The organism is Acidiphilium cryptum JF-5 (genome assembly GCF_000016725.1).
Classification (GTDB): Bacteria; Pseudomonadota; Alphaproteobacteria; order Acetobacterales; family Acetobacteraceae; genus Acidiphilium; species Acidiphilium multivorum.
Window position 1 is genome coordinate 2,561,200 of sequence record NC_009484.1, and the last position, 26,301, is coordinate 2,587,500.

Consider the following 26,301-nt stretch of genomic DNA (forward strand, 5'->3'; position numbering starts at 1 on the left):
AATTCGGCGTTGGCACACGGAGGCCAGTGGGCCTGCGGGGCCGTGGCCATCTTGAGCTTGATGTAAAAGCACGCGCTTCCGCGGCCGTGCACGTGGTGGTCGCCGCATAGCGAGACCTTCCAGCCGCCGAAGGAGTGGAACGCCATCGGCGTACCCGTGGCGTCAGTGAATAGTATCCAACTCCAACGTGGCGAGATGGTTTATGGCCCGGGTCATGATCTTGGCTCCAGACCTGAATTCGCGCTGAGGGCTGTCCAGGCATGGCGTCAGACCGACACCTTGAGACGCTGCGACGCGGCAGGAGCATCCAGGTTTCCGATCGCCGACCACTGAAGATCGCCTGCATAGCGCCAGGCCATGCGCCCAGCCTCATCGAGGGCGAACAGATGTAGCCAGCCGTTGTCAAACAGCGCCCGCACGTCAGCGTGCCGGCCAAGGATCTCCGACATCGCCTCACGCGGCGCCTCGATGCAGACCGACAGACGCAGCGGATCGTGCGCGTAACGCTCGCCGTCATGGACCGATTGCCAAGGCAGGCCGACGCGCAAGAGCCCGCCGTTACCCTCGACCACGCCGATCCCGCCGGTGACGTTGTGCAGGAGCTTGTTGCCGCCCCCGAACACGTCGGGCGCCACGGTCGAACCATAATATTGCAAGCTGATCCAGCTCGCCACGACGACCGGAGCTGTCAAGATCAACTCAAGAACGCTGAAGCTCTTGTCCTGCTTCCAGTCGTAATCATGCAGGAAGGCCCGGCCTCCCAGGCTTTTGCCGGCAGTGCGCCGGCGCGGAGCGGCGATGAAGGCTTGGCATCCCGCGAGCGCCCATTCCGGCCGGGTCTCGGACCAGTCGCGGCCCCTCTTGGGAAGAGAGGCATCGCTTGCGGCGCGGGGCAAGCGGAGGGCGCGCTCGGTTCGCGCAATCTTGCCCGCCGATGTGAGCCAGAGTCTCGCCTGCTCGAGGTCGCCCCTGTGGGCGGCGGAGGGATGATCATCGAGATAGAGGGTCACGTCGTCAGTCGTGGTATCGTGCAGGGCCGCCACGAAGTGCGTGTCGTCTGGAATCTCGATACCATTCCGCGAGAGTCCCCCTCTCACCTCCGCATCGTTCAGAAGCGACGCGAGCAGCCTGGCGTTGACCTCACCCGAATACCCGCCGCAGGCTCCGCAATGCAGCGCGCTGGCGTGAGGATTATTCACGACATTTGCGCCGTGACCCACGAACAGAACAAGCCGCGCGAAATCCCGCGTCAGGGACATCGCGCGCAGCACGGTCTCTGCAGTCTCAACCCGAGTCGCCAGGTCAGGAGCGGGATCGAGTCGAGGCGACGGGTCGCTTGGCGGCGGGGAGACTTGCAATCCCAACGCATCCGCCAGGAGCTTGCCCACATAAACGGGACCGGTCGCCTCGACGAAGGCGAAGGAGGAGACTGCGGCGAGCTTGAACCGGCCCCAGGCGCGTCTTGCGCGCGTCTTTACACGCGTGGACTGATCCTTCGCGTGGGCTTCCAGGCCGCCAGAATACGACCTGAGTGCGGGATTGAGCAGAACAGGCAGCCGCCTTTCCTCGACGTCAGAAGCGAAGCGCCGGTGCGAGGTCGTCAGACCAAAAAAGCCCGCAAAGCCTATCGTCTGGATTCGGGGATCCATGCTCTCGAGCGCCCTGCGAAAGACCTCCGAGCGAACGTCGATGCAAAAGGCGGTCTGGAGCGCGGGCCGGTCATTGAGCGCGTGCGGTGAATGCTCCGCCAGCGTTTGGGCCAACGCGCGCTGGGCGGCATGTTCGGCAGCCGCCTGAAGGATGGCATCGATTGCAATATCGCGAGTCGGCTCAACAGGCGCCGCATGCGCCGTCCGGACGCCACGCCACGCGGCGGCGATCTCAGCATCATACTGCAGAAAGAGCGCTTCTTCCCAGATCAGCCGGATCGCGAGGAAGTCCGTGATCGTCTCGTCCGCGCCGCCCGCGAGCTCGGCCTGCCAAAGCTTGTAGCGGGCGTAGTGCGCCCATCCCCCAAGCGTCATGAGCATCTGATGGAAATAGGTTTCGGCCGCATCCGCAGGGAGGCCAAGCCGAGCAACGACCCGTTCGACTATCGCCAACGCGGTTTCTGGCGCCTCCGATACATTGAGGGCGAAGTCCCGAAGGCCGGCGATTTCGGGCGTGAGGTCGTGGGCGGCAACCGCCCTCCAGGCGGCGTAGGCGCGCTTCCCCTTCGGAGCAGCCCACAGCGCCTGTCCTTCGTCGAAATAGCCGGCGGCCCAGGCTCCGAAGCGTTCGGCGATGATACCCGGCCAATCGATGCCAGATGCGTACGCCGCGAGTTCGGCGATCGTCGGAAGGGCTTTCGGCGGCAGCGCTTCTGCGTTAGCTGCGGATTTGAGAGTCGATACATCGACTGATCTCGAGCCGACCGGCGCGCTCGCTATCGCCGCCTCGAGATCAGCTTCGCTGATCACGCCGGCTGCGATCTTCTGAGCATACCAGCGCCGGGGCATGGTGACGCGAGCGCCAGCGACCCGAGCGAGCCGGGCGCCGACCTTGGCGAGTGGCTCCTCGGTTTGCCCCAGAAACGGATTGACCGCGACGCTCGACGCCAGAGGCCAGGCCGGCGGTATCGCCCGGGCGGCGCGATCCATGACGATCGTCAATGCCTGAGGGTTGGGCCAGGATGAAGGAATTTTGTTGGTCATGGTCGTTCTTCCTGGTCGGTTAGGATGGGTTGCGCACAGACCAACCGCCGATTAGCCGGTCGAAGATCGCGTTGGCGTAGAACCCGTTCGAGAGATGCACTCGCAGCCCAACGGCGGCGGGGTGATAGGCCCAGAGCGGAAACATGGCCTGCAAGACGGCAACGAGACCAAAGCTTGCGACCGTCAGTGCTATCAGCGCCCATTCCAGCGGACCGGGGTGCGGCGGCACCGGCAGGACATTCGCGGTGATCGAGATCGCCGACCACTGCAGAGCGAAGTAGCCGAATGAGGTCGCCACGGCATAGGCCACCGTGCGCTGAGTGAGCGCGCGGGGCGCCGCGTCAGCCAATCCTTGGGCCAGCATGTAAGCGACGCCGAAGATCAGAATCGCGCCGAGCGCGATCTCCTGAGGAGACTTGTGTTCGAAGCCGAAGCAAGCGCCGACGAAGACGTAGATGGCGAGCGCCGACAGAAAGGCACGCGCCACGGCGCCAGCCTTCGGGATGGCGACCGGGCCCGGCCTGCGGATTGCAGCCACACGCTCAACGGCACCGCCGGAAGCGAGGAATGAATGGGCCTTGTAGAGCGAATGCGCCACGATGTGCAGCAGCGCCAGGGGGAAGAGAGCCAGGCCGCACTCCAGGATCATGAATCCCATCTGGGCGACGGTAGACCAGGCGAGCGAAGTCTTGACCGCGGGCTGCGTCAGCATGACCAGACTGCCGAAGAGCGCGCTGAATCCGCCGATCACGACGAGCGCCGCGAGCATGCCCGGCGCCAGTAGCATGACCTCTGCAAAGCGGATCAACAAGAAGCCGCCGGCGTTGACGACACCGGCGTGGAGGAGCGCTGACACCGGCGTGGGCGTCTCCATGACTTCGGTAAGCCAGCCATGAACAGGAAACTGAGCCGACTTGAGCACGGCGGCGATCCCCAGAAGGCCCGCGGCGGCGATGGCTAGCCCTCCGCCCGAACCTGACCGCGCAGCCGCAAGGATAGCCCCTATGTCAAATGTTCCATACGCAGCGACCAGCAGGAAAGCGGCGCCCAGAAGCGCGGCATCGCCGAGTCGGGCTGTGATGAATTTCTTTCGCGCCGCGCGCTGCGCGGCAATCCGCTGCGGATAGAAGAGCAGAAGCCTGTGCAGGAAGAGGCTGGTGGCGATCCAGGCGATCACCAGTTGGAACAGGTTCCCGGCGGTGACCAGGAGCACCACAGATGCCAGCGTCAGGCAAAGCCAGCCGGTGAAAGCACCCTGGCGGGCCTCTCCGTCCAGGTAGGTCCGCGCATAACGGACGACGATCCAGCCGACGAAAGTGACTAAAACCAGCATGGACGCACTGACTGCATCAACTCGGGTACAGAGACCGACGCCTCGAAGCCCGACGACGGGACTGTCGCCCGCGCCCAAGAGTATCAGGCCAATCGCTGATGAGATCGCTGCAAGCAATGCGAGGAGCGAAGCGGCTTCAGCCAATGAGGGGGCCAGTTTGGGCCGACAACCACAATCGAGGAATCCGGTTGCTCCTGCGAGGAGCAACGGAACGGGCGCCGACATCGGCGCGAAAAATAGCTGCACGAAAATCCCCTTCAAAGGCAAAAACTGTTCGGGCAGGGTCGTACCCGATTATGAAATCCGGAAAAAATTCATTGTTTCTGCAAATTCATTCGCTTTAATAGAACGTTATGAGGGATCTGAACTACAATCACCTACGATACTTCTGGGCGGTGGCTCATGAGGGGAGCCTCACACGAGCAGCAGAGCTCATGAACCTGTCTCAATCGGCTCTTTCCGTTCAAATTCAGAAGCTCGAACATCAGATGGGGCATCCGCTTTTCGAGCGTGCGGGCAGAAAGCTCGTGCTGACGGAAGCCGGCCGGATCACGCTCGACTACGCCGACACGGTGTTCAAGACGGGTGACGAACTCATGAGCACCTTGCGCGGACAGCCCCTGGCCACCCGGCAGGTTCTTCGGGTCGGCGCGCTGACGACCCTGTCGCGGAATTTCCAACTTGAGTTCCTCCGACCGTTGGTCGGACGATCGGATGTCGAACTGATCGTTCGATCTGGAAACATCCGCGATCTGCTCGCCCAGTTGGAAGCCCACGCAGTCGATGTGGTTCTGGCAAACAGCGCTGCGCCGCGGGACGCGCGATCCTCGCTGCGTAATCATTTGCTCAACGAGCAGCCTGTCAGCCTGGTGGGCCGCCCGCGTCGAACCGGGCGCAAGTTCAGGTTTCCGGACGATCTAAAGTCGGAACCAATCCTCTTACCCAGCCTCGATAGCGATATACGTGTCGCGTTCGACCGCGTCCTCGAGTTGGCCGGGATCAGACCCACGATCCTCGCCGAGGTCGATGACATGGCAATGCTACGCTTGCTGGCTCGCGAGCGAGAGGGCGTCACCCTTGTGCCTCCGATCGTCGTTCGTGACGAACTGGATGCCGGCGTCCTCGTTGAGCACTGCCGGATACCAGAGGTTACGGAGACGTTCTATGCAATCATTCAGAAGCGCCGCTTTCCCAATCGGCTTCTGGGCGAACTATTAGATGCCGGTTAGGTCGAAAGGGGCGCGACAGCCGCAACGTCTTTTCCTTTAAGGGCGTTTTTTGGCCTGTTTGAATCGATGGGTGATTCCCGCTGACGTAGAATTCTGATTCAGAGTCCGTGCTGATAAAGGATGTCGTCCTGGATGGGACAGCCTCTCTCGATGGATTTGCGCGGGCGGCTTGTGGTTGCGGTTGATAATGGTTTGAGTTGCAAGGCGGTGGCGGCGTGATTTGGCATTGCGCCTTCGCCGGCGCTAGCTTCGTAGGCACTTGCTCCGCTCTGTCGACCTTGTGGGTATCGACATATCCGCGCCGGAGTTCAGATTCGAGGCAAGACTAATCGCAGGTGCTGATGCCGAGTCAGATACTATGGACCGGCTGGAAGCCGTGAGCTTATTCGATGAGGAGAACTAATCTTCGGGATTCCATGTAGAATTGGGGCTATTGGTGAGTCCGCGTCCCTATGAACGCCGCACCCAGCCCAAATTCGTCAAGGCGCATACTCAGACCCTCAAACCACCTCGATCCCAGGGTTCTTCGAAATGTCCGGGTGCGGCTGCTCCGGCGCGGCCGCGAGCAGGCAGTGCCACTGCCCTTCACCGACCCGCAGGCGGCTCGACGCTACTCTGCTCGCCCGGGCCGAGGCCTGCCGGGCGGAGTTGCTGTGCGGTGTCGCGGCGGTGCGGCTCGGCCTCGAACTCGGCGACGGGCGCAGGCTTGCGAGCGGCACGCTGTTGCTCGCGACCGGCACCCTTGCCCGCGCGTCGGCGGGCCTGCTACCGCTGGTACGGCTGGGTTGAATGCGCGCACGGCGAGAGGCGCTCCCGCGCCGGCGACGGAAACCCGTCGCCCGTGCGTTGAATGGGCCGGATGCCGACCGGATGGGCCGGTCGGCGCGGCAACCAGCGCAAGGCGGGCACCCGCGAGGACATGACAGACCCGGACGGGGACCCGGATGCGGACCTGCTGGCAAGGATCGGCATGGGCGAGGAGGCGGCGTTTCGGACGCTGATGGCGCACAAGCTGCCGCGCGTGCACGGGCTCGCGCTGCGGCTGTTGCGCGATTCGGCGCTGGCCGACGACGTGGCCCAGGAGGTGTTCCTGCGGGTCTGGCGGCAGGCGCGGGCTTGGCGGCCGGGGGCGGCGCGGTTTGATACCTGGCTGCACCGCGTCGCGCTCAATTTGTGCCTCGACCGGTTGCGGCGGCGGCGGGAAGTGGCCGTCGCCGAGCCGCCGGACCAGGTGGACCCGGCGCCGGGGGCGGATTTCATGCTCGCGCGCGACGCCGAGGCGCGGCGCGTGGAGCGCGCGGTTGCCGCCCTGCCGGCGCGCCAGCGCGAGGCGCTGGTGATGCAGGTGTATCAGGGATTGTCGAATATCGAGGCCGCGGCGGCGCTGGGCATCAGCGTCGAGGCACTGGAAAGCCTGCTTGCCCGCGCCCGCCGCGCCCTGCGCCAACAGCTCGAGGATCTGCGACCATGACGCCCGAACGCTTCGCCGCCCTTGCCGCCGCCTATGGCGGCGCGATCGACCGCTGGCCCGCCGACGAGCGCGACGCCGCCCGCGCCTTTCGCGAGGCCGATCCGGCGGCGGCGGACGCCATTCTCGCGGCCGAGGCGGCGCTGGATGCGATGCTGGCGCGCTGGGCGGTGCCGGCGCCGGGGGCGGCGCTGGCCGGGCGGATCGCCCGCGATGCCGCGCGGCGGCGGGCCTTGTGGCGGCGCGGCCGGCTCTGGCTCGCCGGGCTCGGCCTCGCCGGTGCGCTGGCCAGCGGCGGGGCCATCGGCGCCGTGCTGGTCGCCCGCCTCGTGCCGGCGGGCGGGGCGGCTTGTTCGCAATCCCTCACCGTGCTCGGCGCGCCGGTGCCATCCTGCGGAAATGCCGCCAACTGGAGTGATACGCTGTGACCACCAGCCGCTTGCAGATCGGCCTCGTTGCCTCGCTGCTCGTCAATGCCCTCATGATCGGCGCCTTTGGCGGCGGGCTCGCGGTGCTGTCGCACCGGGGCGGCTGGCACAGGCCGCCGCATCGCCATCCCGGCCCGATCCAGACCGCCGGCCACGCCCTGAAGCCGGCGGACCGCGCCCGCTTCCGCGCCGCGATGCTCGCGGTGATCCGCGACAATCGCGACCTGATCCGCGACGCGCGGCTGCGCCGTCAGCAGGCGGGGGCGCTGTTCGTCCGCCCCGACTTCGACCGCGCCGCGATCGCGGCACTGCTGGCCAGGGCGCGGCGGGACCGCGCCGAGCTGCTGGCGAAGCTCGACAATGCGGCGCTGCGCTTCGCCGCCACCCTGCCGCGCGGCGAGCGGCGGAAACTGGCGCGCGGCCTCGCCGAACACGGCGAGCTGCAACGGCGGGGCGGCCGTTTTGCGCCCCCGCCAGGTGGGAATTTTGCTCCGCCGCCGCCGCAGGGCGGGAATTCGGTGGCACCGAAGGGCTGAAGGTGGCGACGGATGTTCGGCGCCCGCGCGTTGAACGGGATACAGGCCCCGCGCGGTCGACGCGCCACAGATCATCGAGGATCTCGCCATGCTGTCTCGTACGCTCCGTTTTACGCCCACCCAGGATGCACGGCCGGGCCGGGCGGCGCGGATCGCGCGGCGGGCGGTGGCCGCGATCCTGCTCGCCGGGCTCGCCGGCGGGCTTGCGGGATGCGTGGTCTATCCCGCCGGGCCGCGCCATGGCTGGTGCTACTGGCACTCCTATCGGTGCCGCTGAGCGCGCCGATCCGGCATTGTTGCAACGCTCAAGGACAGGGCTGACGACATGACACACAAGTTCAGCACCATCGCTTTCCGGCGCCCGGCGCGGGCCGCGCTCGGGCTTGCGCTCGGCCTCGGCCTCGCCGCCGTGCCGCATGCCGCCCGCGCCTGGGAACATCCCTGGTGGGGGCCGCGTTTTGCCATCGGCATCGCCGTGCCGGCGCCCCTCTATCCGCCGCCCGTCTATGTCGCGCCGCCGCCGCGCGTCTGGGTGCCGGGGCATTACAACTGGCGCGGCAGGTGGATTCCCGGCCACTGGCGCTGGCGCTGAGGGGGCGGCGGCGATGACCCTCGCATCCGCGCAGGCGGCGGGCCTGACGCCTTCGCAGGCGACAAGCCTGACGCCCTCACAGGCGATGATCCGCTTCGGCCTCGGCGGACGGCCGGACCAGAAGCCGCCGACCGATCCGCGCGCGTGGCTGCTCGGCCAGCTCGACGGGCCGGACCCCGCGCTGGCGACACCCTCCTTCGCCGGACTGCCGAGCGGGGCCGCCGCCCTCGCCGCCCTGCGCGACGACCGGATGACGCGCAAGCGGCTGGCGCGGCAGGGACTCTCGCTCAAGGATCATTTCAAGCCGCGCAGCCGGGAGATGTTCCGCGTCGATGCCGCCGCCCAGCTCGGCTGGGCGCTGCGCACCGACGCGCCGTTCCGCGAGCGGCTGGTGTGGTTCTGGGCGAATCATTTCACCGTGTCGATGCGCCAGGGCGGCACCGCGGCGCTGATCGGCCCGTTCCTGCGCGAGGCGATTCGCCCGCATGTCACCGGCCGGTTCACCGACATGGTGCTGGCGGTGGAGCGGCATCCAGCGATGCTGCTTTATCTCGGCAATGCCGGGTCGGTCGGGCCGGACAGCCGGGCCGGGGTGCGGCGGCATCGCGGGCTCAACGAGAATCTCGGCCGCGAGTGCATGGAGCTGCACACGGTGAGCCTGCGCGCGGGCTACAGCCAGCAGGACGTCATCGCCATGGCGAAGCTGCTCACCGGATGGTCGGTCGATCCGAGGGCGGAGCCGACCGGGTTCCGCTTCCGCCCCTTCGCCCATGAGCCGGGGCCGCAGACGCTGATGGGGCGCAGCTTTCCGCCGGGCGAGGCGGGGGGCATCGCGGCGCTGCGGTTCCTCTCGACCTATCACACCACCTGGACGGCGCTGGCGACCAAGCTGGTGCGGCATTTCGTCGCTGACCAGCCGCCGGCGGCGGCGGTTGCGCATGTCGCCGGCGTGCTGGCCGGCACGCAGGGCGATCTGCGGGCGGCCGCGGCGGCGCTGGTCGATCTGCCGCAGGCGTGGATACCGGGGCGCAAGATCAAGACGCCGGTCGAGTATTTCCTCTCGGTCGGCCGCGCGCTCGGCGAGACCGAGGCGAAGGTGCCGGCGGCGCTGGGGATGCTGCGGCGGCTCGGCCAGCCGCTCTGGGCGGCGCCGCTGCCCAATGGATGGTCGGATCTCGGCGGCGACTGGAGCGGGCCGGACGCGGTGCTGGCGCGGATCGACTTCGCCTATACCATGGCAGGGCACAGCCATGATCGCGCCCCCGCCGCCATCGCCACGGCCGCACTCGGCGCGCAGCTCCGCCCGGATACGCTGGCGGCGGTGAGCACCGCCGGCTCGCCGCGCGAGGCGCTGGCGCTGCTGTTCGCTTCTCCCGAATTTCTCAGACGGTGACCGACATGAACCTCTCCCGCCGCGCGACGCTGCTGGGCCTCGCGACCGTCGCCACCCTGGGCCGGACCCGGCTCGCCCTCGCCGCCGCGCCGACCGATTCGCGCTTCGTCGTCGTGCTGCTGCGCGGCGCGCTCGACGGGATGGAGGCCGTCATTCCCCATGGCGACCCCGACCTCGCGCGGCTGCGGCCGGGCCTCGTGCCGCAGGCGGCGTCGGGACACGATCTCGGCGGGTTCTACGCGCTGCACCCGGCGCTGGCGCGGTTCCACACGCTCTATGCCGCGGGCGAGCTGCTGGCGGTGCACGCGATCGCCGGCCCGTATCGGACGCGCAGCCATTTCGAGGCGCAGGATCTGTTGCAGACCGGTGTCGAGCAGATCGGCATGAATTCGGGCTGGCTCAACCGGCTGATCGGCGAGCTGCCGGCGGATGGCGATCCGGGCGGGATCGGGCTGGCGGCGGGGATCAGCACGCCGCTGATCCTGCGCGGGGCGGCGCCGGTGGGCGCCTATGCGCCGGTCGGCTTCGCGCAGCCAGATCAGGGCCTGTATGCGGCGATCGGCAGGCTCAACGCGGGCGATCCGGTGTTCGGCCCGGCGATCGCCCGCGGGCTCGGCGCGCGGCGGTTCGACCGCACGGCCTTCGCCGCCGGGGCGGCACCGGCGATGGACGACGAGGAGATGATGTCGCCGGCGGGGCGTGCCCGCCCGGCCGATCGCTACGGGTTTCCCGAGCTTGCCGCCCGGGTGGGCACGCTGCTCGCCGCGGCACAGGGGCCGCGGATCGCCGCCTTCCAGCTCGAAGGGTGGGATACGCATGTCAACCAGATGCAGCTGCTGCCCGGCCCGCTCGGCGGCCTCGATCGCGGGGTGGCGGCGCTGAAAGCGGCACTGGGCGTGGCCTGGGCGAAGACCGCGGTGCTGGTGATCACCGAATTCGGCCGCACCGCGCGGATCAACGGCACGCGCGGGACCGATCATGGCACCGCGACGGTCGCGTTCCTTGCCGGCGGCGCGGTGCAGGGCGGGCGGGTGCTGGCGACCTGGCCGGGGCTGAAGGACCGGCAGCTGTTCCAGAACCGCGACCTCGCGCCGACGGCGGATCTGCGCGCGCTAGCCAAGGGCGTGCTGGCGGCGCAGTTCGGGCTGGGGCCGCAGGCGCTCGCGCGGATTTTCCCCGAGAGTGCGGCGGTCGCGCCGATGGGCGGGCTGCTGCGCGCCTGAGCGGTTCGTCTGGTCCGCCGCGTCTTGTCCGATCGGCGCGGGCGATTATTTCGGGCGGCATGGGAACGGGTGTTTCGGTTGTCTGGTTCAAGCGCGACCTGCGGCTTGCCGATCACGCGGCGCTGACGGCGGCTTCTGCTGCGGGCACCGTGCTGCCGCTGGTGATCGTCGAGCCGGAATACTGGCGGCTGCCGGATATCTCGCACCGGCAATATGCGTTCCTTGCCGGCTGCATCGAGGATCTGGCGGCGGCGATCGCGGCGGCGGGCGGGCGGCTTCTGGTGTGCGTCGGCCCCGCGATCGAGGTGCTGGAGGCGCTGCGCCGGCGGCTCGGCGGGTTCGCCCTGTGGTCGCACGAGGAGACGGGCAATCGCTGGACCCATGCGCGGGACCGGGCGGTGCGGCGCTGGGCGCGGGCGCAGGGGGTGGCGTGGACCGAGCTGCGCCAGTTCGGCGTGATTCGTGGCCCGGCGCTGGATCGCGACCGCTGGGCGGCGCAATGGGACCGGATGAGCCTCCTCGACGCCGCGAGTGGAACTTCGGCGGTTCCTGAAAGTGGCGTGACCACCACCGCAGGTAGCAGCCCTGCCACGCTGGGGCCAGTTTCTTGGTTCGGCTGGAGTGCCGTTTCTTCGTCCCGGCCTGATCGTGCGCGGGGCGTCGTGCACAGCCGCGGTCAAGAATGGCCGCAGGCCATCGCGTAGCGACGCGCAGCGTTCTTGACGGCGGCGAGCACGGCGCCAGTCTTGAGGCAGACGGGCCGAGCAGCCGCATCCCGCAGTCCGATCGCGCATTGGCGCGGCATGCGGTGCCAGCCCGCACGGGACACTCTGATTGCGCGGAGCACCGCCATGGCAAGCAGCGACATCTTCACCCTCGGCCTCGGACTGACCCCACCCTGGCGCGTGGTCGACCAGCGGTTGGAAACCGACTACCAGCCGCATGAGTTGCATCTGGCCGTCGCCGCCGACCCAGGCGCCCGCTTCCCCTGCCCAACCTGCGGCCGGCTGTGCAAACCGCACGACTGGAAGGAACTGAGCTGGCGGCACCTCAACTTCTTTCAGCACGCCTGCATCATCGAGGCCCGTGTGCCACGCACCGACTGTCCGGAGCACGGCGTACTCCGCATTGCTGTGCCTTGGGCACGTCCCGACAGCGGCTTCACGCTGTTGTTCGAGCAGGCCGCGCTGGCTCTGATGCGCGAGATGCCGGTTGCCGCTGCCGCGCGCATCATCGGCGTCACCGACCAGCGGCTGTGGCGCATTCTGCGGTACTATGTCGGCCGGGCGATCGAGCGGCTCGATCTCAGCGGGGTCGAGGCGATCGCACTCGACGAAACCGCGGCCAAGCGAGGCCACAGCTACGTCACCGTGTTCATTGACCTCGATGCGGCCGAGCGCCCGGTGCTGTTCGTCACCCCCGGAAAGGGTAAGGAATGCATGACCGCCTTCCGGGCCTTCCTGGCGGAGCACGGCGGCGAGGCCCGCCGCATCGCCGAGGTGGTGTGTGACATGTCGGCGGCCTTCCTTGCTGCTGCGGCGGAGAGCTTCCCGCAGGCCTCGGTCACCGTGGACTGGTTCCACGTCGTGCAGATCTTCACCACCGCGGTCGAGCAGGTGCGGCGCGCCGAGGCGCATCAGCACAACCTGCCCAAGGGGGTACGCTGGGCCACGTTGAAGCGACCGGAAAACCTGACCATGGCCCAGCGGCAGGCGCTCGACCAGTTGGAGAACAGCGGCTTCGCCACAGCCGAAGCCTATCGCGCCAAGGAGATGCTGCGCTGGGTTCGCCTGGCCGCAACGCCACAGGCCGCGCGCTGGCGGCTGACCAACTTCCTCAACCACGTCACCGCCCGGCTGGACGATCCCGACCACCTGCTCGATCCTGTTCGACAGGCCGTCGATACCGTACGGCGCAATGCCAAGCGGATCATTCGACGCTGGAAGTCAGGCCATTCCAATGCCCGCCTCGAAGCGCTCAATGGGCTGTTCCAGGCAGCCCGCGCTCGCGCCCGAGGCTATCGCAACACCGCTACCTTCGCGTGCATCATCTACCTGCTCGGCGCGCCCATCAACGCCATGCTCGACGTCTTCCATTCCACTTGAGACGTCGAAGAGCCCCGGATGATGGCGGCACCTTCGCTGCCGCAGCCGCGCGGCATCGCCTGGGCGCCGCCGCCGGAGGGGCTGGCCGCAGCTGGTGTTCCGGCCGCGGCCGCACTCCACCTCGCGCCGGACGGGTTGCGGCACGGCCAGACGCCGGGGCGGGCGGCGGCGCTGGCAACGCTCGGCTCGTTCCTCGCCACGAGGGGCGAGGATTATACGAGGGCGATGTCATCACCGGTGTCGGGCGAGGCGGCGTGCTCGCGGCTTTCACCCTATTTCGCCTATGGCTGCGTCTCCATCCGCGAGGCGGCGCAGGCGGCCTGGCGGCGGCAGCGCGAGGTGCCGGCGGCCAGCCGCTGGGGGGCGGCGCTGCGCTCGTTCATCGCCCGGCTGCACTGGCATTGCCATTTCATCCAGAAGCTGGAGGCCGAGCCGGAGGCGGAGTGGCGGCCCTTTGCCCGGATCTACGAGGGAATGCGGCCGCCCGCCGACCCGGCGCGCCTCGCCGCCTGGGCTGAGGGGCGCACGGGGTATCCCTTCATCGATGCGGCGATGCGCTACCTCGCGGCGCATGGATGGATCAACTTCCGCATGCGGGCGATGCTGATGTCGTTCGCCAGCCATGACCTGTTCCTGCCCTGGCAGGAGAGCGGCCTGGTGCTGGCGCGGCTGTTCACCGATTACGAGCCGGGAATCCACTGGCCGCAATGCCAGATGCAGTCCGGCGAGACCGGGATCAACACGGTGCGGGTGTATTCGCCGGTCAAGCAGGGATTCGACCAGGACCCGGCGGGCCGGCTCATCCGGCTTCATGTACCGGAGCTGGCGGCGGTGGCGGGGGCGCTGGTGCATGAGCCCTGGCGGCTCGACGCGGCCGAGCGGGCGCGGCTCTGCCCGGAGTATCCGGCGCGGATTGTGATCCATGAGGAGGCGGCGCGGGCGGCGAAGGCGGCGCTGTTCGCGCGGCGGCAACTGGCCGAGGCGCAGCGCGAGGCGGATGCGGTGCAGCGCCGCCACGGCTCGCGTCGGGGACGGGCCCGGCAGCAGCGCGACACACGCTCCCGCGCAGCGCCGGGGCAGCTCGTGCTTGATCTCGACGGCGCCGCCGTGGCGCCAGATGTCGAATCTATGAAGGTTGCTCGCACGGGGCTTGGGGGCGGGGTTGGGGTTACGAAGCGCCGACCCTGACCGGAGAACGTCCATGAGAATGCGCGGATGACCGTTCAAGGTCGAAGCCTTTTGGCGAAGCGGATTGTCGAAGGAGGCTGGCACGTAGCATCGGCGGCGCATGCAACGCCAACGCGCGGCGTGGGGGTGATCCGGCGCGGAGCGACCCGGCGTCTCCGCGCCCTGTGCCGACTGCTGCTGGCGGTGGGGGACCGTGGGGCCTATTCGATCGAGCAGGACGTGGCGGGCACAAGATACGGGCGCCGGGAGATGTCGGACCCGGCGGACTTCGCGGTGACGTGCTGCGCCTCGCTGTGGATCTCATTCAGGAACGAACCGATCGGGGGACGCTATCCGAAGGCGGGCACGTTCTCGCGGTTCGTGGAAGAACTCCTGCACGAAGCGCTCGGAATCTTTCCCGGCATCGGAACTGCGGAGCGCCCTGCGCCGGTTCCACGGCGCGACAGTGACTGAACACACTCAACATCCGGGTCCGGGCGATGTTCCGCCCGCGGCACCAACCGTTGCGGACGCCATCGCGCTCGTCGCCTCGTGGAACGATCTCACGAACGAACGTCGCCGGAGCATCATCTCCTCTCTGCGCGCACTCGCCCGCATCGCCGGGACCGATCCGACCCAGCTGCGCCTCTGCCCGGCGGAGCTGAACGACAGGGTGCTCGGTAAGCCGCCCCAGCTGTTCGGCATCTCGGCGACCTCGATGGCAACCGTGCGGTCGAATACACGCTTCGCGATGCGCCGCCTCGGCCGGCTGGAGCCGCGCGCGCCCCTCGATGCCGACTGGAGATCACTTCGCGACGGCCTCCCGTCCCGGGCGGCAACCACCCTCACCCGCTTCATCGAGTTCCACAGCCGCGAGGGCATTCCGCCGTCCACCGTCTCGGATGCGAGCTTCGAGCGCTGCCAGGCCTGGATCCGTGCCGCGACCCTCTGCCGCAGCCCGTCCCGGCTGTTCGCCCAGATGCGCTATCAATGGAACAAGGCCGCACGTGAACAGCCCAATCTCGGGCTGCCGATCCTCGGCGCCGCACGCCAGCGGGCCCGGTGCACCGTCCCGCTCGAGACCATGCATCCCGGCCTGCAGGCCGATCTCGAGCGCATGCGGCGCCACCTCGGCTGTTCCGATCTCGATGATCTCGATGCCGATCACCTCCGCGGCGATCATGACGACGGTCTGGCCGGTCGGGCATCACCATCCCCGGCGCCACGGCGGGCGCTGCGCGCCATCACCATCGAGGAGCGCATGCGCCATGCCCGCCAGGCCGTCTGGGCGCTGGTGCAGACCGGCGTACCGCTCGAGGAGATCCGCGGTATCCGCGACCTCGTCGTGCCGGTCGAGCGGGCCCGCCAAGTCATCCGCTTCATGGCCGGCCGGGGCCGAGCGTTGCTTGCCGGCACGGTCGCCCATCTGAAGAAATATCCGGGAGATTTCGAGGTCATCCGCGTCCTGCTCGGCCACAAGACCGATCGGACGGCCCGCAAGTCCTATACCGGCCCCGAGAAGGACAGTGCGTTCGAGCGCTTCGACCAGACCGTGCTCGAGCAGATGAGGACGCTCCGCCCGCGGAAGTCCGGGCCCGACCGCAGGACAGATCGCCGCAGAGCGATGGAAGGGAGAGCGTGATGCGTGACCTTGGGGAACAGAGGCCGGCGTCGCAGGACGAGGCCCGGCTCGCGCGGCGGCTTGCGCGCTATCTCGCCACCTGGCCTGCGATCGACCGGCAGCGATGGGAGCAGAACTGTGCGCCCGCCGATCCGCTCGACGATCCCGGATATGGCAGCACGCTGCGCCTCGCCAGCCGGCACAAGATCGCCAGGGGCTACACCTACTGGCTGCGGTTCCTCGACGAGGCCGGATGGCTCGACCCGGCAGCGCCACCCGGGGCCCGGATCTCCCATGCCCGCAGCGCCGCCTGGTTCCGTGCCCTGATGGCGCGCGGCAATGCGCCCTTCACTATCGCCGGCCGCTTCGCCGAACTGAACCTGGCGATCCGGGTTCTGGCACCCGAGGCCGACCGGACCTGCATCCTCCAGCCAAACGGCGCCTCGATCCGTCAGCGCCTGTTCATGGACAAGCGTGAACTCCTCATCCCCGATGCCCGCATCCTCTATGCCGAGGGATTGCGCCTGATGGGGACGGCGGAGCAGTGCCGGACGCGGCGCAAGGCGCTGCTCCAGTTCCGCGATGGGCTGATCTTCGCGGTGCTGAGCGCCCGCGCCCGCCGCCTCCGCACCACGGCACAGACCATGGCAACGGACAATCTCCACAAGGTCGACGGCCGTTACCGGATCGATTACCGACCCGACCAGATCAAGACCGCACGGCGTGACAACGTTCTGCTCCCCGCTCGCCTGACGCCATTCATCGACCGCTATCTCGGCGAGATCCGCCCCGCCCTGCTGCGTGGCACGGATCATGGCGCGCTCTGGGTCGGCACGCTGGGCAAACCGCTCGCTGAGCCGGGGATCGAGAAGCTCGTCCGGGTTCGGTCCAAAGCCCTGCTCGGCGTCGCGATCGGGCCGCACCGGTTCCGCCACGCGCTCGGCACCACAGCCCCCCTGGTCAATCGCACCGAGCCCGGCCTCGCCCGCGCCGTGCTCGACATCAGCGAGGCGGTCGCGGCCGAGCACTACAACCGGGCCAATGCCATCATCGCCACCGAATTCTTCCAAGCCGAGATGCTCGCCGCGACCCAGGCGGCGAACGACCACGCGCGGCTGGAGAAGATCAGGCGGCGGAGGGAATGAATTGCTCGACATTTAGAGCAAGTATCGCACGAATATTTCTATAACATATTGAAATACTTGATTATATTTCCATATCTGGTGAGTAGACAGTCATCCTGGCGTTGCCGGGGAGAAACCACCTAAACGCTCCTCCGGCCCTGTCTGCGCCGGGATCCGATCCCGGCCACGCCATTCCCCAACCACATCATCAGGAGACCACCATGACCGATCCGGTCACACCGGGCATGGCACTCGTTGCCATGCCCGCCGATCCTGTGCGCCTGAACGCCGTCCGCGATCAGCTCAGCACGGATCTCGATACACTCGAGTTCGCGATGCACACGCTCGACGTCGTCGCCGCCATGCTCGGCGGCGACGGCGAGGACCCCGCCGATGCCATGGACACCGCAACCGCCGCCCGCATCCGCCGCGACAACATGAGCGCCATCCGCCATGCCTGCCGCCTCGTGGAAAGCCGCGGCAACCGCGCCATCGCCAGCGGCAGGAACCTCCTCGCCCTCACCGATCCGAACTCATCCACATGACAACGCCCCCTCGTCCCAACTCAGGACGAGGGGGCTTTGTCGTTCTGCGAACATCACAAACGCGCTACGGCCGCTCAGCGCCCATGCACGAACCCGCTTCGCGGGAATAGGGCTGAGGTTGAAGCGGCACATTTCGATGAGGTCTTGAGCGCGGGGCGGTAGGCTTCTCAGCATGGGGTTCCCTTCATTTTAAGAGGAACCTCCGATGCCAGTTTCACCTATCGAACGGCCTGTCAGCGCGCTCCGGCAGCGCATGCTCGAAGATATGGCGATGCGCGGCCTGCGATCGGCCACGCAGCGGGACTATATTCGCTTTGTTCAGAGCTTCGCGGCATTCCTCAGGCGGCCGCCGGACACGGCGACTGCTGAGGATATCCGTCGCTTTCAGGTTCACCAGCACGAGAGCGGGGTGCAACCGCCGACGATCAACTGCTCGGTTTCGGCGCTACGGTTTTTCTTCACGGTGACGCTCGATCGGCCGGACCTGTCGCGGCGCCTGGTCTTGGCGCGGTCGCCTCGCAAATTGCCGGATGTGCTGAGTGTCGATGAGGTCGGCCGGCTGCTCGAGGCGGCCCCCGGCATCAAGTACAAGGCCATTCTCGGCACCGCCTATGGCGCCGGCCTGCGCGTGTCGGAGGTGGCAAGCCTCAAGGTCGACGATATCGACAGCACGCGGATGCTGATCAGGGTCGAGCAGGGCAAGGGCCGCAAGGACCGCAACGCCATGCTTTCACCCCAGCTGCTCGCCCTGTTGCGGTTGTGGTGGACGGAAGGCAAACGCCGTGGCGTCATGCTGCCCCATGGCTGGCTGTTCCCCGGACGCAGTGCCGCCGATCCGGTCTCGACGCGACAGATCAACCGCGCGGTTCATGAGGCCGCGGAAGCGGCCGGGATCCGGAAGCGGGTCTCGCCCCACACGCTGCGCCATAGCTTCGCGACCCATCTTCTGGAGCAGGACGTCGATATCCGCGTGATCCAGGTGCTGCTGGGGCACAGCAAGCTCGATACGACCGCGCTCTACGCGCGTGTGGCGACCAAGACGATACGCTCGGTCACCAGTCCACTCGAGCGTTTGGCGTCACTGATGGAGGGCAAGGCATCCACCGGCTGAGGCGGTGGGCGCCTCGCTCGAGGTCGCCGATATCTTCCGCGTCGCCGGCCCCGCTTATCGGGCCAGCCATGCCGGGCAGCTGAGCCTGCATCAGCTCAAGGTCATGTCGGCGATCGAGAATTGCCGCACCGTCGCCCTGGGCGGTCATGTCGAAGCCTGCGAGGACTGCGGCCATCGACGGATCGCTTATAACAGCTGCCGCAACCGGCACTGCCCAAAGTGCCAGGGTGCCGCCGCGCGCACCTGGCTCGCCGCGCGCGAGGCCGACCTGCTGCCGGTTGGATATTTCCATGTCGTCTTCACCGTGCCGGCCGCGATCGCCGACATCGCCTTCCACAACAAGGCTGCCGTCTATGACCTGCTGTTCCACGCCGCGGCCAAGACGATGCTGACGATTGCCGCCGATCCCCGGCATCTGGGCGCACGGATCGGCATCACCGCCGTGCTCCATACATGGGGGTCGGCACTGACCCACCACCCACACGTGCACATGATCGTGCCGGGCGGCGGCATCTCGCTCGACGGTGAGCGCTGGATCTCCTCGCGGCCGGCCTTCCTCGTGCCGGTGCGCGTCCTGGGCAAGTTGTTCCGCCGCCTGTTCATCACCGGCCTGATCGCGCTCCACGATCAAGGACGGCTTGCCTTCTTTGGCGGCCTCGCACCACTCGCCGACCGGCGCACCTTTCTGCGCCACCTCTCGCCGGTCCGCAGCAAACGCTGGGTGGTTTACGCTAAGCCGCCCTTCAGCGGCCCCGCAGCGGTGCTTGCCTATCTCTCGCGCTATACCCACCGCATCGCCATCTCGAACCGGCGGCTGCTCGCCTTTGACGAAGCCAGCGTCATCTTCCGCTACAAGGATTATCGTCGCGATGGCGCCGACCGCCACCAGGCTATGACGCTCGCCGCCGACGAGTTCATCCGCCGCTTTCTGATCCACGTCCTGCCACGCGGCTTCCACCGCATCCGCCACTACGGCTTGCTCTCCGCCACGGCGCGCAAACCCAATCTCGCGCGCACCCGAGAACTCCTCGCCGCCGCGCCGCCCTCCAACAACGATGAGCCCGATAAGCCTCGCGATGTTCGTCCGCCGTGCCCCTGCTGCGGCGGCCACATGGTCATCGTCGAGACGTTCGCCCGCTGGTGTCAGCCCAGGGCGCCGCCGTGTCCCACGACGTCAACCGGGAGAAATTCATCGTGACCCGGCGTCGATCGAACTACACGCACACCGCAGCAACCGCGCTTCGGTCAACGCTTCCCCTTGTGCCCAAGCCTATCACCCGCGATCCCATAATCACTCTCGACCATCATCCCAGAACGCGAAATCGCCGTACCAGCCGCCAATGGCGGAACCAGACTCCACGCCGGCCCCTACTCAGGGACCACGCAACCATCCCCAGCCTCAGCCGAAAATCAAATTCCCCATAGACTAGCGCCCGCTCACCGCGGGTTCGTGCTTGGGCGGTTTTCGTACGCCCGCAGGCATCCGAAAACCTTCACCATCCCGGTCAGCCGGTCTTCCTGAGGACGCCCTCCGAAGCCGACACTCGTGGTCGCGCTACGGGGTCGACCATCTTGGGTGGACAGCGGAGTGACCGCTTTTGAGCAAGTGCACCTGGATACCGGACTTGTGCTGTCACGCTCCCAGTTTTGTTGTTCCAATCAATGCGTCATACAACCTGGCAAATCATCCTCCTTGTACCCTCACCCGGCCCCGCGATGTGCCTGCGGCGTCATTTTGTTGCCGCCACTGGACAACGGTTGGTGAAGAGGGCGCGTGGGTTAATCCCGCCGTCGGCTGTCTCCAGCTATTTCGTCACGACCTGCGACTCCATCGCCGCAAGCTTGGCCAGCAGGTTGTTCTGGGCGGCGACCGGAATATCATGTTCGTCCATCGTGATATTCAGGTCATTGGCCAGCGCGTTGAAGGCTGCCTGGGTGATGTTCAGGCCCTGGTGCACGCTCTTCATGCTCATGTCGAACTTGCAGCCTCCGCCCTCGAGCATGCAGAACTGCGTCGCCAGCGCGGCCTTGAGCGCCGGTATGTTCGTATGCGCGAAATAGAAATCGATCCGCGGGTCCGAGGTGACGCGATTGACGAAGTCGTTCACCAGCGAGTGCATGCCGCTTTCGCCGCCGAATTGCTGGTAGTAGGAGGTCGAGGCGCGCGCCGCGGGGGTTGTGAGCGCCATGCCTGCGACGAACCCGATGATGGCGATGGTGCTTTCAAGACGAGCTTTCATGACTGAGTGACCTTTCGCGTTCAGAAGCTGCCGGTGAGCGAGATGTAGAAGCCGTTCTGGTGCGGCACCGAGGCGATGCGGCCCAGACGCGTGTAAGCCGCGGTCAGCGACAGATGCTTGTTGATGAAGAAGGCGGCGAAGACGTCCTGCCACGGGTCGGTCTTGCTCACCGCATTGCCGAGGGCATTGTAGCCGACCAGCTGGTTCTGCGGCATCGCGCGGAACTCGTAGCCCACGGCAATCCGGCGGGTGATGAACTGGGCCACCGAGACGGCGGGTTCAACCGTATAGTTCCGCTGATAGCTGCCGTCACGAGCGAGCCCGCCAAAGCCCAGCAGGCCATCCTGGTTCGCGTCGGTCACATCGAGGGTGAAATCGACGAAGGTGTAGCGGCCGAACAGGCCGTCGATGAACAGCTTGCTCGCAGCGACATAGAAATCCACGCCGTTCGGACGCGCGCCGATCGCGCGGATCGTGCCGCCGTTCTCGTTGTGCCGGTAGTGAAACCCGACCGAAACCTCAGGCACCAGCGTGTTCTGGTCATAGACGATATTGCCAAGCAGCCTCACTTTCACGCCGAACACGTCCTGCTTGAACGAATAGTTGTTGCCGAACTGCAATTGCGGCGGCAGGGCCGAAACCGGCGCGTTGAAGAACCCGGCAATTGCACCGTCGAGCGCCGCGCCGGTACTGCCCAGGTTGAACTGCTGGTGGGCGTAAGAGAGCTCAACCCGGTCATACAACCCGATCGCCGCGGCGAAATCGTTCAGTCCGTAATTCGCTAGGCCCACATGGGTATAGGCGACAGTTCCGCCGATCTGGTCATCCGTTCCGTAGCCGGCAATCACGGCCCAGGGGTTGATGCCACCGCCGGCCGAGCCATCGACGTCCGTGATGCCGCCGGTCGCCGCCAGCCGCCCCGGCGCGAACAACGCGTTCTGGGCATGGGCCGACGTGACAATCCCGCACGACAGCGCGACCCCAATGGCCAGTTTGACCATGCCGGCGCCACCTCGGTGCGCCCGCCTGTCACGATCCGCTTCGCAGCCTTCCATTGGTTTCTTCCTTTATTGAACTTGGACACTCGGCGCCGCGGGTTGCGGCTTCTGTTTCGTGTCAAAGAACGGCTAAGACCGTCGATCGGATGCAGGAGGCGAATAATTTTTTGATTTTTATTTTGAGGAGCTGCGCTTTGCCGGTCTGATGAAAGTCTGCATTGCTCTGGGTGGGAGGGATAAATTCGGCAAGGCGAATGTCTCAACGACAGAAGAAACACCCCACCGATGCCTGACCAGCTCAGCCTGCACCGGGCGCGAAGCGGGGATCTGGATCGGCGCCAGTCGCTCCCTATCTCCGCAGTCCGCAAAAGCGCGTGGACAGGAGACATACGATGCCGCCAGCCCATCCGCAGAAAACAAACTCCGAGAACCGTTCGGAAACCATCATCGTGCTACTGATGGGAGCGACCACCCTGATCGGGCTTGCTCTGCTCACCTTATTCCGGCTGCACGTTCACTAACGAAGCTCCCGCGATTGCGTCACTCGAAATCCGTCTCCGGCAGCACCTACCGGGCCACGGCGAGCATGTGTCGATTGTCGCTACCGCTAACCCGCCCCGCCAGCACATTCGAGTGATGTCCGCTTTCGGGTGCAATCAAATCGGGGTCTGGTATCGTAGAAGGGTCGAACCGAACCAGCGTCGATCCTCGCCTGAATGTCAGCTTTCCTCGGAGCGGAACCCCTAACCCGCCATTCAGGAAGCGGCCCAACATTGCCATTGTTGCTTATGGCCCTTGACGCGGCGACCGATCCGGTGGGCGACCAATGGGTGAGGCGCGAGCTACCCCGCGATCTTCTGGCGCGGTGAAATTTCCGGGTTTCGCGGCTACCGAGGCGTGATAGCATTCGGTCATTCCATTCCCGCCACGGAGTCGCGTGATGGCTGTGCGAGTAGCCTTGTATGCGAGGTATTCGACTGACTTGCAGAGTGATGCGTCGGTGGAGGACCAGCTGCGGATCTGCCGGGCGCGGGCTGAGCGCGAGGGCTGGACGGTAGTGGAGAGCTACTCGGACCGAGCGATCTCGGGTGCGTCGATGCTCCGTCCCGGCATTCAGGCACTGATGGAGGACGCCGGCCGGCGCCGGTTCGACGTGGTGCTGGCCGAGGCGATGGACCGGCTTTCCCGCGACCAGGAGGACATTGCCGCTCTCTACAAGCGCCTGCGCTTTGCCGGTGTTTCGATCGTGACGATCGCCGAGGGCGAGATCAACGAGATGCATATCGGTCTCAAGGGCACGATGAACGCGCTGGCCCTGAAGGATCTGGCCCAGAAGACGCATCGCGGGCTACTCGGCCGGGTAGAGGCGGGCTTGTCCGCCGGCGGACGTGCCTATGGCTATGACGTGGTCCGCCGCATCGACCACAAGGGCGAGCCGATCCGCGGCGAACGGGCGATCAATGAGGCCGAAGCGGCGATCGTCCGCCGGATTTTCACGATGGCGGCAGAGGGTGCGAGCCCGATTGCCATTGCCAAGGCGCTGAACGGCGCAAAAATCCCCGGCCCCAATGGGCGTGCCTGGCAGGACACGACGATCCGGGGACATGCCGAGCGCGGCACCGGCATCCTGCGCAACGAACTCTATACCGGCGTTCAGGTCTGGAACCGGATGCGTTACATAAAGGATCCGGCCACCGGCAAACGCGTCTCGCGGATGAACCCAACAACGGAATGGGTGCGTGAGGAGGTTCCGCATCTGCGGATCGTCGACCAGGACCTTTGGGATTGTGTGCAGGAGCGCCTGGCCGCGGCGCGTATCGCCTCGGGCGCGGACAAGATCGACCGCGCGGTTTTTCACGAGCGGCGCCGTGCCCGACACGTACTCACGGGCAAGGTGTTCTGCGGCGGCTGCGGTGGCAGCTTTGGCGCCGTCGGCCAAGATTATCTCTCCTGCACCGCCGCGCGGAAGCAGGGCACGTGCGACAACCGGCGCGGCATCCGGCGGAGCGAGCTCGAGAGCCTGATTCTGGATGCACTCCGCCACCAGCTGATGCAGCCCGAGCACGTCGCGGAGTTCGTGGCGGAATACACGGCCGAGTATAACCGGCTCAATTCCGAACGCTCAGCCGCCCTCGCGTCGCATAAGCGCGAACTGGAGAGTGTCACCCGCAAACTGGACGGCCTGATCGATGCGATTGCGGAGGGGATGCGGGCACCGGGGCTGCAGCAGAAACTCGACACGCTGGAGGCTCGGAAGGCGGAGCTGAGCCGGCTCATCGAGACCGCCGGGATTTCGCTCCCGTTGCTGCATCCGAACCTGGCGGAGACCTATCGCGAGCGGGTGACCGACCTTCATGCCGCCCTCACCCGCGAGGATGGCGGCACCGCGGCGCTGGAAGCGGTTCGCGCGCTGATCGAGCGCGTGGAGATTTCAGGAGGGGAGCTGGGAGATGCGGCGGGCCAGCCGAAGATTGTGCTGACGGGTGCGATTGCGGCGATGGTTGGACTGGCGCTCGAACCCGGTTCCAGAGCGTCAAAATCCGCGCTGGGTGGCGCGGGTGTATCTGGTTTGTTCGCGAGTTCGGTGATGGTGGTTGCGGGGACAGGATTTGAACCTGTGACCTTCAGGTTATGAGCCTGACGAGCTACCGGGCTGCTCCACCCCGCGGTGGATGAGGTTACGATAGGCTGGAGGACCTGGCGGCGACCTACTCTCCCGTGCCTTGAGGCACAGTACCATGGGCGCTGGGGATTTTCACGGCCGAGTTCGGGATGGGATCGGGTGCAGGCTCCCCGCAATGGCCACCAGGTCGTCCAGCCTATCGTTGTTTTTGGGCTGGTGTGGATTTGGTGTGTTGTGTGAGTTGTGTTGGTGTTTGTGCATGGTGGGGGTGGTTGAGATATTCAAGTTCTATCGGGTGATTAGTACCGGTTAGCTGAGCGCGTTACCGCGCTTATACACCCGGCCTATCAACGTGATGGTCTGTCACGACCCTCGGGGAGACCTAGTTTTGAGGTGGGTTTCCCGCTTAGATGCTTTCAGCGGTTATCCCGTCCATACTTAGCTACTCGGCTGTGCCACTGGCGTGACAACCGATGCACCAGAGGTATGTTCATCCCGGTCCTCTCGTACTAGGGACAAATCCTCTCAAGTCTCCAACACCCACGGCAGATAGGGACCGAACTGTCTCACGACGTTCTAAACCCAGCTCACGTACCACTTTAATCGGCGAACAGCCGAACCCTTGGGACCTGCTCCAGCCCCAGGATGTGATGAGCCGACATCGAGGTGCCAAACCTCCCCGTCGATGTGGACTCTTGGGGGAGATCAGCCTGTTATCCCTAGAGTACCTTTTATCCGTTGAGCGATGGCCCTTCCACGTGGAACCACCGGATCACTATGGCCGACTTTCGTCTCTGCTCGAGCTGTCGCTCTCGCAGTCAGGCGGGCTTATGCCATTGCACTCAACAGCCGATGTCCGACCGGCTTGAGCCCACCATCGCGCGCCTCCGTTACTCTTTAGGAGGCGACCGCCCCAGTCAAACTGCCCACCATGCAGGGTCCCGGACCGGGATAACCGGCCGCGGTTAGACATCAAAAGCGCGCAGGGCGGTATTTCAAGGTTGGCTCCACCGAAGCTAGCGCCCCGGTTTCAATGCCTCCCGCCTATCCTACACAGCACTCTTCTGATGCCACTGCAAAGCTGCAGTAAAGGTTCATAGGGTCTTTCCGTCTGACCGCGGGTACCCCGCATCTTCACGGGGAATTCAATTTCGCTGAGCCGATGCTGGAGACAGTGGGGAAGTCGTTACGCCATTCGTGCAGGTCGGAACTTACCCGACAAGGAATTTCGCTACCTTAGGACCGTTATAGTTACGGCCGCCGTTTACCGGGGCTTCAATTCAAGGCTTGCACCTCTCCTCTTAACCTTCCGGCACCGGGCAGGCGTCAGACCCTATACGTCGTCTCTCGACTTCGCAGAGCCCTGTGTTTTTACTAAACAGTCGCTACCCCCTCTTTTGTGCCACCCGCACATGGTTGCCCACATACGGGTCTCGCTTATCCCGAAGTTACGCGAGTAATTTGCCTAGTTCCTTCAACATCGTTCTCTCAAGCGCCTTGGTATACTCTACCAGTCCACCTGTGTCGGTTTAGGGTACGGTCTATACGCTGGAGCTATTTCCCGGAATGCTCAAAAAGCCTGCCCAATCCGATAAGGACAGACAACATCTCGCATTCGTCACTTCCAGCAGGCGGAGGAATATTCACCCCCTTCCCATCGACTACGGCTTTCGCCCTCGCCTTAGGGGCCGGCTCACCCTGCGCGGATTAACCTTGCGCAGGAACCCTTGGACTTTCGGCGACAGAGTTTCTCACTCTGTTTGTCGCTACTCATGTCAGCATTCGCACTTCCGATACCTCCAGGAGGGGTCACCCCATCTCCCTTCACAGGCCTACGGAACGCTCCGCTACCGCGCATGTTTCCATGCACCC

At 66.1% G+C, this 26,301-nt stretch carries 23 protein-coding genes, 1 tRNA gene and 2 rRNA genes (1 of these 26 only partly in view); 19 read left to right on the forward strand and 7 right to left on the reverse strand.

All coding sequences use genetic code 11. From position 1 onward, the window contains the following. Nucleotides 1-266: 266 nt before the first annotated feature. The gene (locus ACRY_RS14115; protein ID WP_012039974.1) at nt 267-2,693 is read right to left on the reverse strand and encodes a YbcC family protein; all 2,427 of its coding nucleotides are present in this window, start codon (nt 2,691-2,693) and stop codon (nt 267-269) included. A 19-nt stretch (nt 2,694-2,712) separates the two neighbouring features. Next, nucleotides 2,713-4,272 carry a proton-conducting transporter membrane subunit gene (locus ACRY_RS14120; protein WP_012039975.1) on the reverse strand — a complete coding sequence of 520 codons (1,560 nt, stop codon included), beginning with the start codon at nt 4,270-4,272 and terminating at the stop codon, nt 2,713-2,715. A gap of 107 nt (nt 4,273-4,379) precedes the next feature. Here ACRY_RS14120 and ACRY_RS14125 point away from each other — a divergent pair, with 107 nt between their 5' ends. From ACRY_RS14125 to ACRY_RS14210, 17 genes are all read left to right on the forward strand, one after another. Then, entirely contained in the window at nt 4,380-5,255 is an 876-nt protein-coding gene (locus tag ACRY_RS14125; RefSeq protein WP_012039976.1) for a LysR family transcriptional regulator, read from the forward strand. An 859-nt stretch (nt 5,256-6,114) separates the two neighbouring features. Beyond that, nucleotides 6,115-6,726, forward strand: coding sequence for an RNA polymerase sigma factor (locus tag ACRY_RS14135; RefSeq protein ID WP_231295271.1), 612 nt, complete (start codon nt 6,115-6,117; stop codon nt 6,724-6,726). After that, nucleotides 6,723-7,151 carry a hypothetical protein gene (locus ACRY_RS14140; RefSeq protein ID WP_012039979.1) on the forward strand — a complete coding sequence of 143 codons (429 nt, stop codon included), beginning with the start codon at nt 6,723-6,725 and terminating at the stop codon, nt 7,149-7,151. Before ACRY_RS14135 ends, ACRY_RS14140 begins: the two co-directional genes overlap by 4 nt. Next, entirely contained in the window at nt 7,148-7,687 is a 540-nt protein-coding gene (locus ACRY_RS14145) for a periplasmic heavy metal sensor (RefSeq protein ID WP_012039980.1), read from the forward strand. Before ACRY_RS14140 ends, ACRY_RS14145 begins: the two co-directional genes overlap by 4 nt. Before the next feature lie 88 nt (nt 7,688-7,775). Continuing rightward, nucleotides 7,776-7,964, forward strand: a complete 189-nt coding sequence (locus ACRY_RS14150) for a hypothetical protein (RefSeq protein WP_043509210.1) — start codon at nt 7,776-7,778, stop codon at nt 7,962-7,964. Nucleotides 7,965-8,012: 48 nt separating this feature from the next. After that, nucleotides 8,013-8,279 (forward strand): hypothetical protein, encoded by a 267-nt coding sequence (locus ACRY_RS19755; protein WP_043509211.1) that lies wholly within the window; start codon nt 8,013-8,015, stop codon nt 8,277-8,279. A gap of 13 nt (nt 8,280-8,292) precedes the next feature. Then, complete coding sequence (locus ACRY_RS14160; protein ID WP_155856381.1) at nt 8,293-9,672, forward strand: DUF1800 domain-containing protein; 1,380 nt, start codon at nt 8,293-8,295, stop codon at nt 9,670-9,672. 5 nt (nt 9,673-9,677) lie between these two features. Next, nucleotides 9,678-10,895 (forward strand): DUF1501 domain-containing protein, encoded by a 1,218-nt coding sequence (locus tag ACRY_RS14165; RefSeq protein WP_012039982.1) that lies wholly within the window; start codon nt 9,678-9,680, stop codon nt 10,893-10,895. Nucleotides 10,896-10,954: 59 nt separating this feature from the next. Then, nucleotides 10,955-11,599: a deoxyribodipyrimidine photo-lyase gene (locus ACRY_RS14170; protein WP_012039983.1), complete on the forward strand. Its 645-nt coding sequence runs from the start codon at nt 10,955-10,957 to the stop codon at nt 11,597-11,599. A gap of 147 nt (nt 11,600-11,746) precedes the next feature. Beyond that, a complete protein-coding gene (locus ACRY_RS14175; protein WP_011930454.1) occupies nt 11,747-13,000 on the forward strand; it encodes an ISL3 family transposase in 1,254 nt (417 codons plus the stop codon). A gap of 18 nt (nt 13,001-13,018) precedes the next feature. After that, nucleotides 13,019-14,188 (forward strand): FAD-binding domain-containing protein, encoded by a 1,170-nt coding sequence (locus ACRY_RS14180; protein ID WP_012039984.1) that lies wholly within the window; start codon nt 13,019-13,021, stop codon nt 14,186-14,188. A gap of 27 nt (nt 14,189-14,215) precedes the next feature. After that, entirely contained in the window at nt 14,216-14,641 is a 426-nt protein-coding gene (locus ACRY_RS14185; protein WP_012039985.1) for a hypothetical protein, read from the forward strand. After that, the gene (locus tag ACRY_RS14190) at nt 14,634-15,809 is read left to right on the forward strand and encodes a hypothetical protein (protein WP_012039986.1); all 1,176 of its coding nucleotides are present in this window, start codon (nt 14,634-14,636) and stop codon (nt 15,807-15,809) included. The genes ACRY_RS14185 and ACRY_RS14190 overlap by 8 nt, the downstream gene beginning before the upstream one ends. Then, on the forward strand, nt 15,809-16,933 hold the full coding sequence (locus ACRY_RS14195) for an integrase (protein WP_012039987.1): 1,125 nt from the start codon (nt 15,809-15,811) through the stop codon (nt 16,931-16,933). Before ACRY_RS14190 ends, ACRY_RS14195 begins: the two co-directional genes overlap by 1 nt. Before the next feature lie 200 nt (nt 16,934-17,133). After that, complete coding sequence (locus ACRY_RS14200; RefSeq protein ID WP_012039988.1) at nt 17,134-17,457, forward strand: hypothetical protein; 324 nt, start codon at nt 17,134-17,136, stop codon at nt 17,455-17,457. A 253-nt stretch (nt 17,458-17,710) separates the two neighbouring features. Beyond that, a complete protein-coding gene (locus ACRY_RS14205) occupies nt 17,711-18,568 on the forward strand; it encodes a tyrosine-type recombinase/integrase (RefSeq protein WP_231295272.1) in 858 nt (285 codons plus the stop codon). A 4-nt stretch (nt 18,569-18,572) separates the two neighbouring features. After that, the gene (locus ACRY_RS14210; protein ID WP_012039990.1) at nt 18,573-19,766 is read left to right on the forward strand and encodes an IS91 family transposase; all 1,194 of its coding nucleotides are present in this window, start codon (nt 18,573-18,575) and stop codon (nt 19,764-19,766) included. Nucleotides 19,767-20,373: 607 nt separating this feature from the next. Here ACRY_RS14210 and ACRY_RS14215 read toward each other — a convergent pair. Both ACRY_RS14215 and ACRY_RS14220 read right to left on the reverse strand, forming a co-directional pair. Continuing rightward, a complete protein-coding gene (locus tag ACRY_RS14215; protein ID WP_012039991.1) occupies nt 20,374-20,808 on the reverse strand; it encodes a group I truncated hemoglobin in 435 nt (144 codons plus the stop codon). Nucleotides 20,809-20,828: 20 nt separating this feature from the next. Continuing rightward, complete coding sequence (locus tag ACRY_RS14220) at nt 20,829-21,809, reverse strand: DUF3034 family protein (protein WP_050751121.1); 981 nt, start codon at nt 21,807-21,809, stop codon at nt 20,829-20,831. 389 nt (nt 21,810-22,198) lie between these two features. Here ACRY_RS14220 and ACRY_RS20435 point away from each other — a divergent pair, with 389 nt between their 5' ends. Next, complete coding sequence (locus ACRY_RS20435) at nt 22,199-22,327, forward strand: hypothetical protein (protein ID WP_269214166.1); 129 nt, start codon at nt 22,199-22,201, stop codon at nt 22,325-22,327. A gap of 419 nt (nt 22,328-22,746) precedes the next feature. Further along, nucleotides 22,747-24,441: a recombinase family protein gene (locus tag ACRY_RS19220; protein WP_012039993.1), complete on the forward strand. Its 1,695-nt coding sequence runs from the start codon at nt 22,747-22,749 to the stop codon at nt 24,439-24,441. Here the strand turns inward: ACRY_RS19220 and ACRY_RS14235 are convergent. The 3 genes from ACRY_RS14235 to ACRY_RS14245 form a co-directional block, all read right to left on the reverse strand. Then, a tRNA-Met gene (locus ACRY_RS14235) sits at nt 24,398-24,474 on the reverse strand. The genes ACRY_RS19220 and ACRY_RS14235 overlap by 44 nt on opposite strands. A 27-nt stretch (nt 24,475-24,501) precedes the next feature. Continuing rightward, nucleotides 24,502-24,616 (reverse strand): 5S ribosomal RNA (gene rrf, locus ACRY_RS14240). A 91-nt stretch (nt 24,617-24,707) separates the two neighbouring features. After that, nucleotides 24,708-26,301, reverse strand: a 23S ribosomal RNA gene (locus ACRY_RS14245) (it continues 1,144 nt past the right edge of the window).

Excerpts from the sequence above, each read along its gene's own strand:
- ACRY_RS20435 (WP_269214166.1), top strand. The coding sequence starts at position 22,199 with ATGCCGCCAGCCCATCCGCAGAAAACAAACTCCGAGAACCGTTCGGAA.
- ACRY_RS14150 (WP_043509210.1), top strand. The coding sequence starts at position 7,776 with ATGCTGTCTCGTACGCTCCGTTTTACGCCCACCCAGGATGCACGGCCG.
- ACRY_RS14140 (WP_012039979.1), top strand. The coding sequence starts at position 6,723 with ATGACGCCCGAACGCTTCGCCGCCCTTGCCGCCGCCTATGGCGGCGCG.
- ACRY_RS19755 (WP_043509211.1), top strand. The coding sequence starts at position 8,013 with ATGACACACAAGTTCAGCACCATCGCTTTCCGGCGCCCGGCGCGGGCC.
- ACRY_RS19220 (WP_012039993.1), top strand. The coding sequence starts at position 22,747 with ATGGCTGTGCGAGTAGCCTTGTATGCGAGGTATTCGACTGACTTGCAG.
- ACRY_RS14175 (WP_011930454.1), top strand. The coding sequence starts at position 11,747 with ATGGCAAGCAGCGACATCTTCACCCTCGGCCTCGGACTGACCCCACCC.
- ACRY_RS14205 (WP_231295272.1), top strand. The coding sequence starts at position 17,711 with ATGCTCGAAGATATGGCGATGCGCGGCCTGCGATCGGCCACGCAGCGG.
- ACRY_RS14160 (WP_155856381.1), top strand. The coding sequence starts at position 8,293 with ATGACCCTCGCATCCGCGCAGGCGGCGGGCCTGACGCCTTCGCAGGCG.
- ACRY_RS14200 (WP_012039988.1), top strand. The coding sequence starts at position 17,134 with ATGACCGATCCGGTCACACCGGGCATGGCACTCGTTGCCATGCCCGCC.
- ACRY_RS14125 (WP_012039976.1), top strand. The coding sequence starts at position 4,380 with ATGAGGGATCTGAACTACAATCACCTACGATACTTCTGGGCGGTGGCT.
- ACRY_RS14220 (WP_050751121.1), bottom strand. The coding sequence starts at position 21,809 with ATGGTCAAACTGGCCATTGGGGTCGCGCTGTCGTGCGGGATTGTCACG.
- ACRY_RS14135 (WP_231295271.1), top strand. The coding sequence starts at position 6,115 with ATGCCGACCGGATGGGCCGGTCGGCGCGGCAACCAGCGCAAGGCGGGC.
- ACRY_RS14215 (WP_012039991.1), bottom strand. The coding sequence starts at position 20,808 with ATGAAAGCTCGTCTTGAAAGCACCATCGCCATCATCGGGTTCGTCGCA.
- ACRY_RS14115 (WP_012039974.1), bottom strand. The coding sequence starts at position 2,693 with ATGACCAACAAAATTCCTTCATCCTGGCCCAACCCTCAGGCATTGACG.
- ACRY_RS14170 (WP_012039983.1), top strand. The coding sequence starts at position 10,955 with ATGGGAACGGGTGTTTCGGTTGTCTGGTTCAAGCGCGACCTGCGGCTT.
- ACRY_RS14180 (WP_012039984.1), top strand. The coding sequence starts at position 13,019 with ATGATGGCGGCACCTTCGCTGCCGCAGCCGCGCGGCATCGCCTGGGCG.
- ACRY_RS14165 (WP_012039982.1), top strand. The coding sequence starts at position 9,678 with ATGAACCTCTCCCGCCGCGCGACGCTGCTGGGCCTCGCGACCGTCGCC.
- ACRY_RS14195 (WP_012039987.1), top strand. The coding sequence starts at position 15,809 with ATGCGTGACCTTGGGGAACAGAGGCCGGCGTCGCAGGACGAGGCCCGG.
- ACRY_RS14185 (WP_012039985.1), top strand. The coding sequence starts at position 14,216 with ATGACCGTTCAAGGTCGAAGCCTTTTGGCGAAGCGGATTGTCGAAGGA.